The 16,391-nt window shown below is 66.8% G+C and carries 16 protein-coding genes; 14 read left to right on the top strand and 2 right to left on the bottom strand.

Annotation, left to right across the window (positions count from 1 at the left end; translation table 11 throughout):
* Complete coding sequence (locus WBB07_RS09285; RefSeq protein ID WP_526306892.1) at positions 1 to 2,352, top strand: arylsulfatase; 2,352 nt, start codon at positions 1 to 3, stop codon at positions 2,350 to 2,352.
* 94 nt (positions 2,353 to 2,446) lie between these two features.
* On the opposite strand, the gene WBB07_RS09290 is transcribed toward WBB07_RS09285, so the two are convergent.
* Positions 2,447 to 4,027 carry a hypothetical protein gene (locus WBB07_RS09290; protein WP_526306894.1) on the bottom strand — a complete coding sequence of 527 codons (1,581 nt, stop codon included), beginning with the start codon at positions 4,025 to 4,027 and terminating at the stop codon, positions 2,447 to 2,449.
* Positions 4,028 to 4,409: 382 nt separating this feature from the next.
* Between WBB07_RS09290 and WBB07_RS09295 the strand changes: the two genes are divergently transcribed.
* Positions 4,410 to 5,807, top strand: a complete 1,398-nt coding sequence (locus tag WBB07_RS09295) for an MFS transporter (RefSeq protein ID WP_526306896.1) — start codon at positions 4,410 to 4,412, stop codon at positions 5,805 to 5,807.
* 12 nt (positions 5,808 to 5,819) lie between these two features.
* Here the strand turns inward: WBB07_RS09295 and WBB07_RS09300 are convergent, their stop codons facing one another.
* A complete protein-coding gene (locus WBB07_RS09300) occupies positions 5,820 to 7,490 on the bottom strand; it encodes a PucR family transcriptional regulator (protein WP_526306898.1) in 1,671 nt (556 codons plus the stop codon).
* A gap of 211 nt (positions 7,491 to 7,701) precedes the next feature.
* Between WBB07_RS09300 and WBB07_RS09305 the strand changes: the two genes are divergently transcribed.
* The 12 genes from WBB07_RS09305 to WBB07_RS09360 all read left to right on the top strand — a co-directional run bounded on the left by WBB07_RS09305 (position 7,702) and on the right by WBB07_RS09360 (position 16,314).
* Positions 7,702 to 8,154: a heme-binding protein gene (locus tag WBB07_RS09305; RefSeq protein WP_526306900.1), complete on the top strand. Its 453-nt coding sequence runs from the start codon at positions 7,702 to 7,704 to the stop codon at positions 8,152 to 8,154.
* Positions 8,155 to 8,347: 193 nt separating this feature from the next.
* Positions 8,348 to 9,067: an iron-containing redox enzyme family protein gene (locus WBB07_RS09310; protein WP_526306902.1), complete on the top strand. Its 720-nt coding sequence runs from the start codon at positions 8,348 to 8,350 to the stop codon at positions 9,065 to 9,067.
* Positions 9,068 to 9,136: 69 nt separating this feature from the next.
* Positions 9,137 to 9,493: a Rieske (2Fe-2S) protein gene (locus WBB07_RS09315; RefSeq protein ID WP_526306904.1), complete on the top strand. Its 357-nt coding sequence runs from the start codon at positions 9,137 to 9,139 to the stop codon at positions 9,491 to 9,493.
* A complete protein-coding gene (locus WBB07_RS09320; RefSeq protein ID WP_526306906.1) occupies positions 9,490 to 10,743 on the top strand; it encodes an NAD(P)/FAD-dependent oxidoreductase in 1,254 nt (417 codons plus the stop codon). The genes WBB07_RS09315 and WBB07_RS09320 overlap by 4 nt, the downstream gene beginning before the upstream one ends.
* Complete coding sequence (locus WBB07_RS09325; protein WP_526306908.1) at positions 10,740 to 12,191, top strand: aldehyde dehydrogenase family protein; 1,452 nt, start codon at positions 10,740 to 10,742, stop codon at positions 12,189 to 12,191. The genes WBB07_RS09320 and WBB07_RS09325 overlap by 4 nt, the downstream gene beginning before the upstream one ends.
* Positions 12,192 to 12,216: 25 nt before the next feature.
* On the top strand, positions 12,217 to 12,573 hold the full coding sequence (locus WBB07_RS09330) for a Rieske (2Fe-2S) protein (protein ID WP_526306910.1): 357 nt from the start codon (positions 12,217 to 12,219) through the stop codon (positions 12,571 to 12,573).
* The gene (locus WBB07_RS09335; protein ID WP_526306912.1) at positions 12,573 to 14,177 is read left to right on the top strand and encodes a gamma-glutamyltransferase family protein; all 1,605 of its coding nucleotides are present in this window, start codon (positions 12,573 to 12,575) and stop codon (positions 14,175 to 14,177) included. Before WBB07_RS09330 ends, WBB07_RS09335 begins: the two co-directional genes overlap by 1 nt.
* Before the next feature lie 4 nt (positions 14,178 to 14,181).
* Positions 14,182 to 14,628: a RidA family protein gene (locus WBB07_RS09340; RefSeq protein WP_526306914.1), complete on the top strand. Its 447-nt coding sequence runs from the start codon at positions 14,182 to 14,184 to the stop codon at positions 14,626 to 14,628.
* Between the two features lie 234 nt (positions 14,629 to 14,862).
* Positions 14,863 to 15,231, top strand: coding sequence for a 50S ribosomal protein L14 (rplN, locus tag WBB07_RS09345; RefSeq protein ID WP_526306916.1), 369 nt, complete (start codon positions 14,863 to 14,865; stop codon positions 15,229 to 15,231).
* On the top strand, positions 15,232 to 15,552 hold the full coding sequence (gene rplX / locus WBB07_RS09350; RefSeq protein ID WP_526306918.1) for a 50S ribosomal protein L24: 321 nt from the start codon (positions 15,232 to 15,234) through the stop codon (positions 15,550 to 15,552).
* Positions 15,552 to 16,124 carry a 50S ribosomal protein L5 gene (rplE, locus tag WBB07_RS09355; protein WP_526306920.1) on the top strand — a complete coding sequence of 191 codons (573 nt, stop codon included), beginning with the start codon at positions 15,552 to 15,554 and terminating at the stop codon, positions 16,122 to 16,124. The genes rplX and rplE overlap by 1 nt, the downstream gene beginning before the upstream one ends.
* Before the next feature lie 4 nt (positions 16,125 to 16,128).
* The gene (locus WBB07_RS09360; RefSeq protein ID WP_083736047.1) at positions 16,129 to 16,314 is read left to right on the top strand and encodes a type Z 30S ribosomal protein S14; all 186 of its coding nucleotides are present in this window, start codon (positions 16,129 to 16,131) and stop codon (positions 16,312 to 16,314) included.
* Positions 16,315 to 16,391: the final 77 nt, after the last annotated feature.

Genomic DNA, 16,391 nt, shown 5'->3' on the forward strand with positions numbered 1-16,391 from the left:
ATGGCCACGGGGTTCAACGGCAAGATCGATGTCGACATCCGGGATTCCGAACCAGATTGGGGTCCCTATGCAGCGCCCAGCGCGCCCGAAGGTGCACCCAACGTGCTGTACCTGGTGTGGGATGACACCGGAATCGCCACCTGGGACTGCTTCGGTGGTCTGGTGGAGATGCCCGCGATGAACCGGCTGGCCGAACGCGGCGTGCGGCTCTCGCAGTTCCACACCACCGCCCTGTGTTCGCCGACCCGGGCGTCGCTGCTGACCGGGCGCAACCCCACCACCGTGGGCATGGCGACCATCGAAGAGTTCACCGACGGTTTCCCCAACAGCAACGGCCGGATCCCGCGAGAGACCGCACTGCTCTCGGAGGTCCTCTCGGAACAGGGCTGGAACACCTACTGCGTCGGAAAGTGGCATCTGACCCCACTGGAAGAGTCGAACCTTGCCTCCACCAAGCGTCATTGGCCGTTGGCACGGGGGTTCGAGCGGTTCTACGGATTCCTGGGCGGCGAAACCGACCAGTGGTACCCGGAGCTGGTGTACGACAACCACCCCGTGGCAGCGCCGGGTACACCGGAGGACGGCTACCACCTGTCCAAGGACCTCGCTGACAAGACCATCGAATTCATCCGCGACGCCAAGGTGATTGCGCCCGACAAGCCGTGGTTCTCCTACGTCTGCCCGGGCGCCGGACATGCCCCGCACCATGTGTTCAAGGAGTGGGCCGACAAGTACGCCGGCCGCTTCGACATGGGCTACGAGGCCTATCGCGAAATCGTCCTGGAGAACCAGAAGCGCCTCGGCATCGTTCCGGCCGACACCGAACTCTCGCCGATGAACCCGTACGCCGACGTCACCGGTCCGAATGGGGAGCCGTGGCCTCTGCAGGACACCGTGCGTCCCTGGGATTCCCTCGATGACGACGAGAAGCGGCTGTTCGCCCGGATGGCCGAGGTGTTTGCCGGATTCATGTCCTACACCGATGCGCAGATCGGCCGGGTCCTGGACTATCTCGAGGAATCGGGCCAGCTCGACAACACCATCATCGTGGTGATCTCCGACAACGGCGCCAGCGGCGAGGGTGGGCCCAACGGATCGGTCAACGAAGTGAAGTTCTTCAACGGTTACATCGACACCGTCGAGGACAACCTGCGCTTCTACGACCACCTCGGCGGGCCGGACACCTTCAATCACTACCCGACCGGGTGGGCGATGGCGTTCAACAGCCCCTACAAGCTGTTCAAGCGCTATGCCTCCCATGAAGGTGGTATCGCCGATCCGGCGATCATCTCCTGGCCCAACGGGATCGACGCCCACGGCGAGGTGCGGGATACCTACGTCAACGTCGCCGACATCACACCGACGATCTACGACCTCTTGGGGTTGACACCGCCCGCGCTTGTCGACGGCGTGGCGCAGAAGCCGCTTGACGGCGTGAGTTTTGCTGCGGCACTGAAGAATCCGGATTTGCCCACTGGTAAGGAAACCCAGTTCTACTCGATGCTGGGCACCCGCGGCATCTGGCACAAGGGCTGGTTCGCCGGCACCGTGCACGCGGCAACCCCGTCCGGCTGGGGTCATTTCGAGCAGGACCGCTGGGAGCTGTTCCACATCGAGGCCGACCGCAGCCAGAACCGGGATCTGGCAGCCGAGCACCCCGAGAAGCTCGAGGAACTCAAAGCGCTCTGGCTCGCCGAGGCCGACAAGTACAACGGATTTCCCATCGCCGACTTCAACATGCTGGAGGCCATCACCCGGTGGCGGCCCACCCTGTCGGTCGGACGTACCCACTTCGAGTACTACCCGGGCACCGCTGAGGTGGGAGTTGGCGCCGCCGTCGAACTGCGCGGCCAGCCGTTCTCGATGCTGGCCGAGGTCACGGTGGATTCGACCGGCGCCGAAGGGGTGCTCGTCAAACACGGAGCCGGACACGGTGGGCACGTGATGTTCATCCAGGACGGTCGGCTGCACTACGTCTACAACTTCATGGGGGAGGACGAGCAGCGGGTGTCTTCCCCGGATGCGGTTCCGTTGGGGCACCATGTCTTCGGAGTCCGGTATGACCGGACCGGAACGGTGGAGGGCAGTCACACCCCGCTCGGTCTGGTGTCGCTGTACGTCGACGACACGGTGGTGGCGACCCGGCCCGACGTGCGGGCGCACCCGGGGATGTTCGGGCTCGCCGGTGGCGGGATCGCGGTGGGGCGCAACCCCGGTCAGCCGGTCTCGAGTGCCTTCAAGGCGCCCTTTGCGTTCACCGGCGGCAGTATCGCCAAGGTTGTGGTCGACATCTCGGGATCGCCGTACATCGATCTCGAGCGGGACATCGCAGTGGCGTTCGCCAAGGACTGATCGGGTACCCGGCAGGTGGTGGCGGCGGTGTTGGCCGCCGCCACCGTACCCGTCGGTTGCCGGCGCAGCAGCCCGGGTGCCCGACCCGGCACCGTCAGAAGACGATGACGGCAAACAACGTGGACAGCACCAGCCCCGCCATCACCGGCAGGAAACATTTGCGGGCCAGCGTGAGCACCGGGACTCTGGCGAATCCGGCCACGGCCACCAGTGACGACCACGCGACCAGCGTTCCGCCGCCGGACCAGATGTTGCCCATCTGACCGACCGCGGCCAAGGTGGCCGGGTCGATGTTTGCGGCGTGCCCCAGCGCCCCGGACAACGAGCCGGTCAGCGGCAGGCCGCTGAAGCCCGATCCCTCGAGCCCGGCGACGAGACCGACTAGCAACACGGTGAATGCCACGATGAAGGCGTTCGGTGCAACGTGCGAGAGGCCGGCGTTGATCAGATCGAAGAGCAGCGCCGGTCCGGTTGCCTCTTCGGACATGCCGAGAATCCGGCCGGAGAAGTCGCCGTTGCCGATGAAGAAGAAACCGGCGATCGGCAACACGATGCCCATGGCCTTGAACGCGAATACCAGGCCGTCGATGATGTGCGTCGACGAGCTCTCCAGGAAGGTGCGCTTGTCATTGGTCAGGCAGGCGGCGAACAACAGCATGGCCGCGATCCCACCCACGATGCCCGCGGCGTCGCCACCCCGCAGCGGCGGCACCAGGTCGGTGAACTTGCCCAACAGCAGGTACACGATGAACGTCAGGTATGCGGCGGGAACCAGAACGGCGAAGCACTTGGCGGACAACGTTTTCTGCGGATGCACTTCGTCGATCGAGGACTGGTCCCGCACGATGGTCGCCGTCGGCGCGACGGTCGGTGCGGCACCCGCGCCGCCACCTCCGACTTGAGTTCCGCCCTCGACCGGCTCGGTCGCGGCGTGTGGTCCGGAGTCCGATCCTCGGAGGCTGGGCTTGTCGGTGCCGGAGACCCCAAATTTGTCGGCCTGGTTCTCCCACGCCTCGAGCAACGCCGGGGACGGCTTGTGCCAGGTCCGCCGCTGCGTGAGGTACGTGATGATCAGTGCGGTGAAACCGACGATCAACGACAGCACCAACGCCTTGTCCGCCACACTGTCGGCATCGACGCCCGCCGACGTCGCGGAGATGCCGGGGGCGACCTTGATGATGTAGTCCGATGACAGTGCCATGCCCTGGCCGGCGATCGCGATGACCATACCCACCGACAGTGGGCTCAGCCCGGCCCGGATGGCCACCGGAATCAGCACCGCCCCGACCAGGGGCACTGCCGGAGTGGGCCAGAAGAACAGCGAGATCACGTAGGTGACGACGGCCAGAACCACGAAACTGCTTGTGCCGGCGCGCATCACTCGCCGGAACGGGGTCACCATCAATCGGTCGGCGCCCATTTCGCGCAGTGCGCCGAGCATCGCGGTGACCAGCGCGATGATCAGGAAGATGTTGAACAGCTCGTTGGCCGCCACCAGGCTGGCATTGAAGATCGACGCCAGTCCGGTGACGATACTGCCCGAAAACACCCAAGCTGTCAGCAAAGTCGCGATCACGGCGGGTACGACGATGTTCTTGCGCAACGCCATCGTGATGAGGATGACGACGATGCCGGCGAGATATACCCAGTGGGCAGCGTTCAGATGTGTGTCCATCGACGATCTTTCGCTCACAACTGCTCACGGGCTGTAACAGTTTGATGGGGGAATGCTCGGCGCGTTGTGGTCGCGGGTCAACGCACAGAGTGCACACCGGTGTGCTGGTCCCTCTGTGCAATATGCTCCTCGGTTGTCATCTGCGTGTCCCGGCGTTTCGCAGAAGTAAACATGTCCCGATCGATGTCCGCTCGCCGCGTGCGTCACCGGGGCCGGAATGCCGGTAGCGGTGGGCATGGTGGCCGAGGATGCGGCGGCCGGCTGTGCACGTTGACCCAGACGGACAGGCACCGCTGGATGCGGCGAATGAGACAGTGACTAGGGCGGCAGGCATCCGCATGCCGCACGACAGCACTACCGAACGGTCGTGACACCAGCCGCGATGACAGACACAGACAACCGCCCTCCAGCCGAGCCGGCAGGGCCGGGACCCGATCCGGCCCGCGACGGCACCCCGCTGGCCCTGGCTGCGCTGCTTTCCGGGACCCTCGTCGGCACCGTCAGCAACAACGTCGTGAACGTGCCGATGCCGGCCATCCTGGCCGATTTCGACGCCCCGCTGGAAAGCGGGGTGTTCATCGTTGTCGGATTCCTGCTCACCTTCACCGCCACCATGCCGGTCGTCGGCTGGATCGGGGACCGGTTCGGTCGCCGACGGGTGTACTGCGCCTCGATGGTAGGTACCGCGGTGTGCGCGATCGGCGCGGCCACAGCACCCACGCTGGAGCTGCTGATCATGTGGCGATGCCTGGGCGGAATAGCGGCGTCGGCGCTCGGGCCCGCAGTCATGGGGCTGTTGACCTGGCTGTTCTCCGGGCAGCGCCGCGGAAAAGCGGTCGGGATGTGGGCCTCGGTGAACGGGATCGGGCAGGCCATCGGGCCCACCATGGGCGGGTTCGTGGCGGATGCCTGGGGATGGCGCTGGGTGTTCATCCCGCTGGTACCGGTTGCGCTGGCCGGTCTTGTCGGCACCCTGCGTCACATCCCGCGCTACCCGGGTACCCGCATGCACTTCGATGCTGTCGGCGCCGCGAGCTTGACGGTGGGCTCGGGTCTGTTGATCCTCGGCGTGGCGCTGATCCCGCAGCTCGGCGCCTCGACCGCGGTGCTGGCCACCGTCGCGGCGGCCGTTGTGGTCCTGGTGTTCTTTGTCTGGCACTGCGCACGGGCGGACAAGCCGTTTGTCGATGTGCGCCTGGTGGCCGAGGCGCGGTTCGCGCGGAGCACCCTGGGCGCATTTGCCCTGATGTTCACCCTGGGGGCGACGCTGCTGGCCGTCCCGCTGTACCTGGTCGGTACCGGCCGGTCCGGATCGGTGGCCGGTGTGGTGCTGTTGGCGATCCCGGCCTCGATGGTCGTGCTCGGGCCACTGGTCGGTCGTTACCTCGACCGGATCGGCCCCCGCCGAGTGTTACGCACCGGGCTGGCGCTGCTGATCCTGGGGCAGCTGGGACTGGCGGCGGCGGTCCACGGCGGCATTGCCGAGCGCGAGCGCGGACTGGCGGGCCTGGTGGCGATCCTGGTGTTTGTCGGTATCGGTATCGCGCTGGTCCAGACCCCGGCCGCCACCGGCGCCACCCGATCCCCGGCCGGTGCCCAAGGCGCCGGGCTGGGCCTCTACAACCTGATCCGGTTCAGCGGGTCGGCATTCGGCGCGGCGTGGGTGGCGATCGCGCTCACCATGGCCGGATTCCCGGTGGCGTTCCTGGTGGTCGCGGGAGTTGCCGCTCTGGGGCTACTCGGATCCTTTGTGGGACCCGACCCGGTTCCGGTGCAGTAGCGAGATGACGGTTCAGCGAAAGCTGGCCTCGCGGTCGACTGCGGAATGCACTTCGATGAGCATGTCGAGGCGGATGGCCAGCCACACCGTGAACTGGTTGTCGGGGAGCCGGATGTCGAGCCCGATGGCCCGCGACACCCGGTCGAGCTTGGCCAGCATGGTGTTGCGGTGGACGTTGAGCGCGCGGGCGGTGGCGTTGACATTGCCGCCGTGGGCCAGATATCCGGTCAGGAAGTCCAGCAGGTCGGGCGCGGCTCGCAGTGGCCCCAGGATGTCTGTGACCAGCGCCCGGCTCTGTTCGGTGTCGGCGACGTCGGCGAGCACGGTGAAACTGCGCAGATCCTGGTAGGAGACCGCCGCGGTGATGGCAAGCCGGCGCGCGATGCCCAATGCGATCCGGGCTTCGCGGTAACTGCCCGACACCTCCTGGGCACCACGCGCCGCCCGGCCGTACGCCACTGCGACCGCGGTGCCACGACGGCTCTCGAGTTCGGCGGCCATCGCCTCGGCGTAGTGCGTCATCTCCTGGCGCATCGCCGCATCCTCGGTACCTCGCAAGGAGCGCACGACCACCACCACGTCGCCGAGCACGGTGACATAGGACCGCACCTGCGGATCCGGCGCCACATTGGCCGCATACCGGGCCAGGCGGACCATGCTTGCGGTCGGATTGTCGACCCCGCGCGGCACCGCCCCGGGCGCGACGAACACACCGAACTGCGAGTCGATGTCGATCTCGTGATAGTCGGCGCGGGCCCGCATGTCGTGCTCGCTGGAGAAATGGCCGTGTACCAGCGCCTGCACAAAATCACCGCGGGCCCGTTCCTCGGCTTCGTCGACGCTGTGCTGGCGCAACATCTCAGAACCGATGATGGCCGTCGCCTGTTGGGTGACAACGATATGCCTGGCCAGGTCGTGCGCTCCGGGCTCCGCTGATGGCACCACGACGATCACCCAGCCCTCGAAGGCCTTGCCGAGCCGGATCGCCGTGGAGACCACCGTCCAGACATGACCGTTCGGGGTGTCGACGTGTTCGACCCGGGTGTCGTGATGTGCCGACAGCCGCGCAGCGGTCGGCAGGTCGGTGGTCAGCAGCGGCACCGTCGATTCGGTGAGTGCCGTGACAGACTCCGGCGCCAGCCCGTTGTGGGCCACCACATTGCCGCGGGCATCAAGTGCCATCGCCGGGTTGCGGGCCAGGTTGGACACCTCCCGCACCAGCATCTCCAGGCCGGCGCCGCGGTGGAACAGTCCCGCCAGCGACGCGTGCACATGGGTCGCGTACCGCATGACGTGCACTTCCTGACTCAGCGCCCGCTCGGCGAGCAGTCGGTTGAGCGCGGCGAAGCCGACGGGGAAGGCCATCTCGACCACCACCAGGTGCGACGGCACGCCGAGGTGGGGAAAGTCGGCGGGAACGGCCCCGTCGACCAGCAGGGTGGTGGCCCCGCGCGCGGCGAGTGCCGCCAGGGTGGCGCCGTTGCCCAGCAACGCTTCCGGTCGCGTGTACACCGCGACGCCCTCGAGTGGATCGTGGCGGGACAGCACCTCGGAAAGCGGCAGAACCCAGTGGAGTTCACCGTGCAGGCCGTCGAAGCCGGCGATCACCCGGGCTCCCGACATCAGGGATTCGTCGAGTAGTCCGGCGACTGTCATCCGATCGTTGTGGTGCTCGGTTGCCATTGGTCTCACCTCTGTCCAGTGCACATGCTCGGCCGGCCCCGTGCAGATGACCCCTGCGCCGCAACGATCGCACTGACGCCGGCCACCACACTATGTGCAGATTGACCCTGATGCCGCTCGGTTTGGGGACATTGTGACCCGGGCTTTCGCTCGGCTGCGGCGGTAGACATCACACCAGGCAATCGTTCCCGATCACAGGAGTCAGCCCGACATGCATCAGATCTATCGGATAACCCTCGACGACGCCTTGCCGCTGTTGGCCGCCGGACGCGCCAAAGCCGAGGAGATCGGCGTCAAGCAGACCTTGTGTGTATGCGACGACGGTGGCAATGTCCTTGCCCTGCACCGACTTCCGGGGGCACGGCTGACCGGCGTCGACATCGCCATCGCCAAGGCGTTCACCGCCGCCGGGCACGAGCGTGCCACCCATCTGTTCAACGAAGCTCCTGACGGACCCGCGCTGCCCGGCAACGAGGCGTTTGGCATCAGCCACATGCTGCCGGGGAAATTTGCGATCTTTGTCGGCGGCTTCCCGCTGGTGTTCAACGGCCAGATCGTGGGCGGCGTGGGAATCAGCGGTGGAAACGGTGCCCAGGACAAAGCCGTCGGTGCCGCCGTCCTTGCCGAATTCGAAGCACTGACCGCGGCGGTCGGCAGGCGCTGAGCGCGCTGTGCACCATGCCTGCTCACCGCGGCCGAAGCCGGTGATGTTGTACATGGTCACGCAGTTGCCGTGATGGCTAACGTCGCTGGTGCAGTGGGGAATTCGCACTGATGCACCACTCGGTGCCGGTGCCGGGGGCTGACCGCCGGCCCGGAAACAAGCACCCCCATCTCAATCGAAAGGATCGAAACTCATGACAGCTCTACTGGGACGAGACGAGTTCCGCGCCGAACTGGAGAACGCCATCAAGGGCCGAGAAGCCAAGAATGCGTCGTTCTCCAAGGCGTGGGCCGAGGGGCTCCTGGAACGCCACCACTTCGCCCGTTGGGCCGAGAATCACTACCACTACGTCGGACCGTTTGCCGACTACTTGGCCAACATCTATGCCAACACTCCCGACGAGTACACCGGTGCAAAGGATTTCACCTTGCAGAACATGTACGAGGAAGAGCTGGCAGACATCCGGCACACCGATCTGCTGATCAAGTTCGGTGAAGCCTGCGGCACCACCAAGGAACGCATCGAGGACCCCAACAACATGAACGCGATCACCCGCGGTCTGCAGTCCTGGTGCTACGCCGTCTCGCAACGGGAGCACTTCGTGGTGGCGACGGCGGCCCTGGTGGTCGGCCTGGAATCGCAGGTGCCCAGCATCTACATCAAGCAGATCGTGCCACTGCGCGAGGTCTACAAATTCACCGAGGACGAGATCGAGTTCTTCGACCTGCACATCACCTCCGATGTCGTGCACGGCGAGCGGGGCTATCAGATCGTTCTGGATCACGCCGACACCCCACAACTGCAGCAACGCTGCCTGCAGATGGTGCGTTGGGGCGCCGAGATGCGGTTCTCCTATACCAAGGGGCTCTACGACACCTATGTCGCTGCCGAGCTGGAGTCCGCAGCGGTTTGAGAGATGTCGGCACGCTCACCACCTGGGGGGTGGTGAGCGTGCCGACATCGCACGGAGATGGGGAAGCAGATGAGCATCGAGTGGACCGCGGTGGCCACCACCAAGGAGTTGGGCCGGCGTCGCAAACTGCGAGTCGAAGTCGAGGGCGTCGCGATCGCCCTGTTTCAGTCCGAGGGCTGCGTGTACGCCTTCGCCGATCTCTGTGTGCATCAGGATCGATCACTGTTCAAGGGCACGCTGCTGCACGGCAAGGTCATCTGCCCGGGGCACCAGTGGCAGTTCGAACTGGAAACCGGTTACGAGGCCGACCAGGACCGCTGCCAGCCCACCTACCCGGTACGGGTTGACGACAACGGCACCATCTACGTCAATTCCGTTCCACGCAAACATATCCCAGCGGCCAGCGGAGAAGAGGCGAGAGCATGAGTCGCGACACCTTCGTCACCATCGGCGCCGGACAGGCCGCGGCGGTGGCGGCCCGAAACCTGCGAAGGCGTGGCTTCGACGGCCGCATCGTGCTGCTCGGGGACGAGCCACACCCGCCGTACCAACGGCCACCGCTGTCCAAGGAGTTCCTCGCCGGCGCCGATACCGAGGAGTCGCTCTGGATCCTGCCGCCGGCCTGGGTCACCGACAACAACGTCGACGTCATCACCGGTGCCACCGTGGTTCGTGTCGACACGGCGTCGGGGACCGTCGAATTGGCCGACGGACCCGGTATCCGCGCCGACGCCGTGCTGTTCGCCACCGGCGGCAGCCCCCGAACTCTGCAGGTGTCCGGGCCGCGACCCGAACTCGTGCACTATCTGCGCACCCTCGACGACGCACGACGCCTGGCGCCGACACTGACTTCGGGGCAGCGCCTGGCGATCGTCGGCGCCGGCTTCATCGGTCTCGAGATCGCTGCCACCGCCGCGGCGGCGGGTGTCGAGGTCACCGTGCTCGAGACGGCGCCGGTACCGCTGGCCCGCGCCATCGGGCCCGCGATGGGCGAAACGATCTGCCGGCTGCACCGCAGCGCCGGGGTCGATCTGCGCGTCGGTGTGGACCTGGCGGGGATCCGCACCACCAACGATGGGGTTGTCATCGAACTGACCGGTGCGGCACGCCCGGTGGAGGCCGACGCGGTGGTGATCGGCATCGGCATCAGCCCCAACACCGCCGCCGCGGCGGCCTCCGGATTGCTCATCGATGACGGCATCGTGGTGGATGCGCTGGGCCGCACCGCCGTCCCGAACATCTATGCCGCCGGGGACGTCGCGCGCCGTTTCTCACCGCGCGCCGGCAGACACCTGAGGCTCGAACACCTCGACAACGCCAGCCGCCAAGGGGCCGCCGTGGCCAACACGATGCTCGGCCGTGTAGCCGCCTCCGACGACCCGCCGTGGTTCTGGTCCGACCAGCACAACCGCAACCTCCAATTCGTCGGGGCCGCAACCGGGACACCGGTGATCCGGGGTGACCTCGACGGCTTCGAGTTCACCGGGTTCTATCTGCAGGATTCGGCGGTCTGCGGCGCCTTCACCATCGACCGTGGCGAGGACATCGCGGCGGCGCGCGAACTGCTCGGCCGCCGGGTCGACATCCCCACCCTCCTCGATGAGGACACCGACCTGTGGGACCTGGTGTACGCCGACACCGACCACACCGACGAGCAAGTACAGGTGACGATGTGATCGAAGGCCTCAATTTCATCGGTGGCAGCTGGGTGCCCGCCCGCTCCGGAGCCACCTTCACCCGGCGAAACCCCGCCGAACCGGACGACGTCATCGGTGTTTTCCCCGCCTCGGGCGCCGCTGATGTGCGGGGCGCGGTCGACGGTCTGGAGAAGGCGGCACCGGAGTGGGCCGCCACCGCACCCGAGCGGCGCGCGGCGATCCTCGAATCAGCGGCCGCCCACCTGGAAGCCCGCAGCGCCACCCTGATCGCCGAACTGGTGCGCGAAGAAGGCAAGACCGTCGCCGAGGCCACGATGGAGGTCAGTCGCACCCCGTCGAACCTTCGGTTCTACGCCGCCGAGGCGACCCGCTCGAGCGGAGCGACGCTGCCGGCCGCCGGGGAAACGCTGGTGTACACCCTGCGCGAACCCGTCGGGATCGTCGGGGCGATCACCCCGTGGAACTTCCCGCTGAACATCCCGTCGCGCAAGCTGGGACCCGCCCTGGCGGTGGGCAACCCGGTGTTGTTCAAACCGTCGGAGCTCACCCCCCTGATGGGGCAGCGACTGGTGGAGGCGCTGCTTGCCGGTGGTCTGCCCGCCGGGGCTCTTGCGCTGGTCCAGGGTGACGGGACAGCCGGTGCGGCAGTGGCCGCCGATGAGCGGGTCGCGGCGATCACCTTCACCGGTTCCACCCAGGTGGGGCGCTCCATCCACAGCCAGATCGGCCCGCATCGCCGGGTGCAGTTGGAGATGGGCGGCAAGAACCCGGTGATCGTCGCCGACGACGCCGATCTCGACGCGGCCGCCGCGCTGATCGTCAAAGGGGCCTTCGGATTGTCCGGACAGGCCTGTACCGGAACCAGTCGGGTGATCGCCACCGATTCGATCGGTGACGCTCTGGCCGAACGGGTCATCAACCGTGCCGAGGCGCTGCAGGTCGGGCCCGGTGCACACCCGGGAATCGACATGGGCGCCCTGGCCAGCGCACAACAAGTCGAGAAGTTCCGGCACTACATCCAGGCGGGAGTCGACGACGGCGCCACGCTGCGCTGCGGGGGCGTCACGGTCGACATTCCCGGCCGGCCGGGCGGATTCTTCGTGCGGCCGGCGGTGTTCACCGACACCGAACCGGGCATGCGGATCGTCACCGAGGAGGTGTTCGGCCCGCTGCTGGCATTCCAGCGAGCGACCTCACTCGAGCACGCGATCGACCTGGCCAACGCTACCGAGTTCGGGCTCTCGGCGGCGATCGTCACCGGTGACCTGGCCACCGCCCAGCTGTTCGCGCGCCGGTCGAGAACCGGCCTGGTCAAGATCAACCAGCCCACCACCGGCATGGCGATGAACGCCCCCTTCGGGGGTTACAAGGCATCGTCGACGGCAACGTTCAAAGAACAGGCAGGCCCGTCGATGATGGAGTTCTATCTGGCCGAGAAGACCGTCTACCTCAACCCGTCGATCTAGACCGCGTAGAAATCGGAGTACGACAATGGAATTCGTTCGTGTGGCCAGGTCCGGGCAGGTACCCGAGGGGATCGTGCGGCGCTTCTATTCAGGTGAGCACGAGTTTGCGGTGGCGCGGTTGAACGGCAAGGCCTACGCCACGTCGAACTACTGCACCCACCTGGACTGCCTGCTGTCGTCGGGAAAGCTCCGCGACGACGGAATCGGATGCTCCTGCCACGGCAGTGCCTTCGACCTCGAGACGGGTGAGCCCATCAGCCCACCCGCCACCGAGCCGATCAAGACATTTCCGTGCCAGGAGCGCGACGGAGAGATCTTTGTCGGGCTGGCTCCGGGGGAGCTGCCCGCAGGTCCGTCCCGCCGGGCACGCCGGGGCGCCTGATGGGTGCGCCCCAGCGACCGCCGGCACTGTCGGCGCGCGGCATGGTCAGCAGTAGCCACCCGGCTGCCAGCGTGGCCGGCGCCCGGGTACTGGCCGACGGGGGCAATGCACTGGACGCCACTCTTGCGATGGCGGCGATGACGTGGCTGACGCTGCCCGGGCAGTGTGGCATCGGTGGAGACGCCTTTGCCGTCGTCCGGGAACCCGACGGGCGAGTGTGGACGATCAACGGGTCCGGCGTCGGACCCGACGGCGGAACCACGGATTTCTATGTGTCCCAGGGACTTTTGTCCATCCCGATGGACGGCCCCCTTGCCGTGGCGGTTCCGGGCGCACCGGCGGCGTTGCGGGCGCTGCACGGCGCGGGCGCCACCAGGTCGCTGCCGGAGCTGTGGGAACCCGCCGCGGCGATCGCCGGAACCGGTCTGCCGTGTTCGGCCCGCACCGCCGGCGATGTAGCCGCCGCGCTCAGCGCGGTGCTCGCCGACCCCGGTCTGTCGCGTGGATACGCACCGACCGGTGCGGCGCCACACATCGGGACCCTGCTACCGCAACCCGAACTCGCCGCCACCATCCGGCGGCTGGCCCGCGACCCCGACTCCTTCTACAGAGGTGAGTTCGCGCAGCGGGCCGTGGCCGCACTGCAGGCCGGGGGAGCACCGTTCACCGGCGACGACTGGGCCGCCGGTGCGGCCGCCACACCCGAACCCGCGATCACCGGCCGCTACGCGGGCGCGGTGCTCCATCAGACGCCGCTGCCCACACCGGGCTGGATGGTGCTGCAGCAGGCGGCGCTGTGTGACGGTGTGGTGGGGTTCTCCGGCTGGATGTCGGCCGCGGCGATCGATCGGTTGGCGCGTGCCGCACGGCTGGCATTTGCCGACCGATTCATGTTGTGCGGCAGCGACAACGGCGCAGCCGGCGCCGACTACGTGCTCTCACCGGACCGGCTCGACGCGCAGCGGCGCGATCTCGACCATCGGAGCGAACACCGCGGCCCGATCGAGGTCCGTGCCGGCGACACCACCTCGACGGTGGCCGTGGACGGTGACGGGCGTGCGGTCAGCTTCATCCATTCGCTGGCGTTCACCTTCGGCGCCAAATTCACCGTGCCCGGTACCGGGGTGGTGCTCAACAACCGGCTGGGGCGAGGGGCGTATCTGCTGCCCGGACACCCGAATGAGGTGGCACCGCGGCGCAAGCCGCTGCACACCCTCAACGCCTGGATCGCCACCGACGAGGCGGGCCGGTTGTTGCACGTCGGAAACACCCCCGGCGGCGACGGGCAGGTGCAGTGGAACATGCAGCTGCTCTCCCATGTCCTCGACCACGGCCTGGACCCGGCCGAAGCGGTGTCGGCGCCGCGATTCACCGTCTTCCCGGGTTCGGACGCCGACGTCCTCGGTGCCCCGGACGAGCTGCGGGTCGAACCGTCCGTTTCGGCCGAGGTCCGCGACCAGCTGGCGGCGGCAGGTCATCGCGTGGTGGTCCACAGCGAATACGGTGCCGGCGGCAGCGCCCAGCTCATCTCGGTGGACGACCGGGGAGTGCTGTTCGGTGCCGCCGACCCCCGCCAAGAAGGGGTTGCCCTCGGTGTCGACTGACGGTGTGTCGACTGACCGTGCGTCGATCGACCCGGTGGTGCCGCCGCCGCAGGGGCAGTACGTCCCGGCAGTGCTGCACGGCGACATCGTGTACACCGCCGGGATGACACCACGACGAGACGGCGAGCTGGTTCTCACCGGTGTCGTCGGTGAGAACCTCTCGGTCGAGCAGGCGCAGGCCGCTGCCGCATTGGCCGCCGGTAATGCGCTGACGGCGGTGCGCTGGGCCCTTCCCGAAGGTGCTGGACTGCGGTGCCTTCGGATGACGGTCTACGTCGCCTGCGCTGCGGACTTCACCGCTCTGAGCGCCGTCGCAGACGGTGCCTCGGCCGCTTTGGTCGCCGAACTGGGGAGCGCGGCCCTGCCTGCCCGCAGCGCCATCGGGGTGGCCGCGCTGCCGTCCGGTGCTCCGGTGGAGGTCGAACTGACCGCCGCGGTACGTAAAATTTGATCCGCACGCTGTGTGAACTGCGGGGATTTGGAGCATTGCTGCTCGTCACCTAGACTCTAGAGGTTGCCGTGGGCAGACCTCGGCTGTCTCCTGTTTTCTGGGGGATGGCCCTGCGTGCCTTTCGGCAGCTACAAGAAGTAGAAGACCGCGCACGTCAGGTTATTTGCCTGCCCGAAATCTGGGCAGGCTCGTGTCTTGGCGTGCACACGCAAAAATCAGGTCTGAGGAGATCTAGTGATTCAGCAGGAATCGCGGCTCAAGGTCGCCGACAACACGGGCGCCAAGGAGATCTTGTGCATCCGCGTGCTCGGTGGCTCGTCGCGGCGCTACGCCGGCATCGGTGATGTCATCGTGGCGACCGTCAAGGAAGCCATCCCCGGCGGCAACGTCAAGCGTGGCGATGTTGTCAAGGCTGTCGTGGTGCGCACCGTCAAGGAGCGTCGTCGCGCCGACGGCAGCTACATCAGGTTCGACGAAAACGCCGCCGTGATCATCAAGAACGACAACGATCCGCGCGGAACCCGCATCTTCGGCCCGGTCGGCCGCGAGCTGCGCGAGAAGCGCTTCATGAAGATCGTCTCGCTGGCCCCGGAGGTTTTGTAAATGAAGGTCCGTAAAGGCGACACCGTGCTCGTCATCTCGGGCAAGGACAAAGGTGCCAAGGGCAAGGTCCTGCAGGCGTACCCCGAGCGCGAGCGGGTGCTCGTCGAGGGTGTCAACCGCATCAAGAAGCACACCGCTGTCTCCGCGAACGAGCGCGGTGCATCTTCCGGCGGCATCGTCACCCAGGAAGCGCCGATCCACGTGTCCAACGTGATGGTCGTCGACTCCGACGGCAACCCCACGCGCGTGGGCATCCGCCGTGACGAAGAGACCGGCAAGAACGTTCGCATCTCCAAGCGCAATGGCAAGGAACTCGGCTGATGACCACTGTTGAAGACACTGCGAAGGTTCAGCCCCGGCTGAAGCAGCGCTACCGCGAGGAAATCAAGGACGCGCTCAACAAGGAATTCGACTACGCCAACGTCATGCAGATCCCGGGCGTGGTGAAGGTTGTCGTCAACATGGGTGTCGGTGACGCCGCCCGCGACGCCAAGCTGATCAACGGTGCGGTCAACGACCTGATGCTGATCACCGGCCAGAAGCCGGAGATCCGCAAGGCCCGCAAGTCGATCGCGCAGTTCAAGCTGCGTGAGGGCATGCCGATCGGTGCGCGCGTCACGCTGCGTGGCGACCGGATGTGGGAGTTCCTGGACCGCCTGGTCGCGATCGCCCTGCCCCGTATCCGCGACTTCCGCGGTCTGTCGCCGAAGCAGTTCGACGGCACCGGCAACTACACGTTCGGACTGAACGAACAGTCGATGTTCCACGAGATCGACGTGGACTCCATCGACCGCCCCCGCGGCATGGACATCACCGTCGTCACCTCGGCGACCAACGACGACGAGGGGCGTGCGCTGCTGCGGGCCCTCGGTTTCCCGTTCAAGGAGAACTGAGCAGATGGCAAAAAAAGCTCTGGTCAACAAGGCCAACAAGAAGCCCAAGTTCGCAGTGCGCGGCTACACGCGTTGCAACCGGTGCGGTCGGCCGCACGCCGTTTACCGCAAGTTCGGACTCTGCCGGATCTGCCTGCGTGAGATGGCTCATGCGGGCGAGCTTCCCGGTGTGCAGAAGTCCAGCTGGTAGAGCCCGGGGTGCTCGGCGCCATGAGCGCCGGCGCGAACAGCCATTTCTTTCAGACCACTAGTAAAGGTGCGCGGCAG

The organism is Mycobacterium sp. (genome assembly GCF_049647605.1).
Taxonomy (GTDB): Bacteria; Actinomycetota; Actinomycetes; order Mycobacteriales; family Mycobacteriaceae; genus Mycobacterium.

Bases quoted from the DNA above. Each gene is read 5' to 3' on its own strand.
- WBB07_RS09335 (WP_526306912.1), top strand. From the start codon at position 12,573: ATGGGTGCGCCCCAGCGACCGCCGGCACTGTCGGCGCGCGGCATGGTC.
- WBB07_RS09295 (WP_526306896.1), top strand. From the start codon at position 4,410: ATGACAGACACAGACAACCGCCCTCCAGCCGAGCCGGCAGGGCCGGGA.
- WBB07_RS09330 (WP_526306910.1), top strand. From the start codon at position 12,217: ATGGAATTCGTTCGTGTGGCCAGGTCCGGGCAGGTACCCGAGGGGATC.
- rplE (WP_526306920.1), top strand. From the start codon at position 15,552: ATGACCACTGTTGAAGACACTGCGAAGGTTCAGCCCCGGCTGAAGCAG.
- WBB07_RS09360 (WP_083736047.1), top strand. From the start codon at position 16,129: ATGGCAAAAAAAGCTCTGGTCAACAAGGCCAACAAGAAGCCCAAGTTC.
- WBB07_RS09300 (WP_526306898.1), bottom strand. From the start codon at position 7,490: ATGGCAACCGAGCACCACAACGATCGGATGACAGTCGCCGGACTACTC.
- WBB07_RS09285 (WP_526306892.1), top strand. From the start codon at position 1: ATGGCCACGGGGTTCAACGGCAAGATCGATGTCGACATCCGGGATTCC.
- rplX (WP_526306918.1), top strand. From the start codon at position 15,232: ATGAAGGTCCGTAAAGGCGACACCGTGCTCGTCATCTCGGGCAAGGAC.
- WBB07_RS09315 (WP_526306904.1), top strand. From the start codon at position 9,137: ATGAGCATCGAGTGGACCGCGGTGGCCACCACCAAGGAGTTGGGCCGG.
- WBB07_RS09320 (WP_526306906.1), top strand. From the start codon at position 9,490: ATGAGTCGCGACACCTTCGTCACCATCGGCGCCGGACAGGCCGCGGCG.
- WBB07_RS09290 (WP_526306894.1), bottom strand. From the start codon at position 4,027: ATGGACACACATCTGAACGCTGCCCACTGGGTATATCTCGCCGGCATC.
- WBB07_RS09310 (WP_526306902.1), top strand. From the start codon at position 8,348: ATGACAGCTCTACTGGGACGAGACGAGTTCCGCGCCGAACTGGAGAAC.
- WBB07_RS09305 (WP_526306900.1), top strand. From the start codon at position 7,702: ATGCATCAGATCTATCGGATAACCCTCGACGACGCCTTGCCGCTGTTG.